The organism is Herbaspirillum sp. B65 (genome assembly GCF_000333555.1).
GTDB lineage: Bacteria > Pseudomonadota > Gammaproteobacteria > Burkholderiales > Burkholderiaceae_D > Herbaspirillum > Herbaspirillum rubrisubalbicans.
Window position 1 is genome coordinate 1 of sequence record NZ_BADI01000063.1, and the last position, 583, is coordinate 583.

At 61.4% G+C, this 583-nt stretch carries 1 pseudogene; it reads left to right on the forward strand.

From position 1 onward, the window contains the following. Window positions 1–583: pseudogene (locus I5W_RS01635) on the forward strand (phosphoribosylformylglycinamidine synthase); the annotation flags it as partial.

Here is a 583-nt window from a genome sequence, read left to right on the forward strand (position 1 = left end):
TGCCTTCAGCTCACGCTCCAGCGCTTCGATGTCGGGGCCGTCCGCCTGGCGCCGGATGCCAACGATGCGCGCACCGGAGAGCTTCAACTTACCGTACAACATGTAGTAACCGGGCTCATCGACCAGCACCCGGTCGCCGGGACGGATGAAGTGGCGGATCACGATATCCAATGCCCCGCGCTGGAACGCGCCAACACCGAACTGGGCCTGGCGCTGTCGGACGATGAGATCGATTACCTGGTGGAAGCCTTTACCAAGGCCCAGCGCAATCCCACCGATGTGGAACTGATGATGTTCGCCCAGGCCAACAGCGAACACTGCCGCCACAAGATCTTCAACGCCGACTGGACCATCGACGGCGAGAAGCAGGACAAGTCGCTGTTCGGCATGATCAAGAACACCCACCAACTGGCGCCCAAGGGCACCGTGGTGGCCTATTCGGACAACTCCTCCATCATCGAGGGCGCGACCGTCTCGCGCTTCTACCAGCGCGGCGCCACCAAGGGCAATGTGTATGAAGCGTCGGACGAGCTGACCCACATCCTGATGAAGGTGGAAACCCACAACCACCCGACCGCCATCT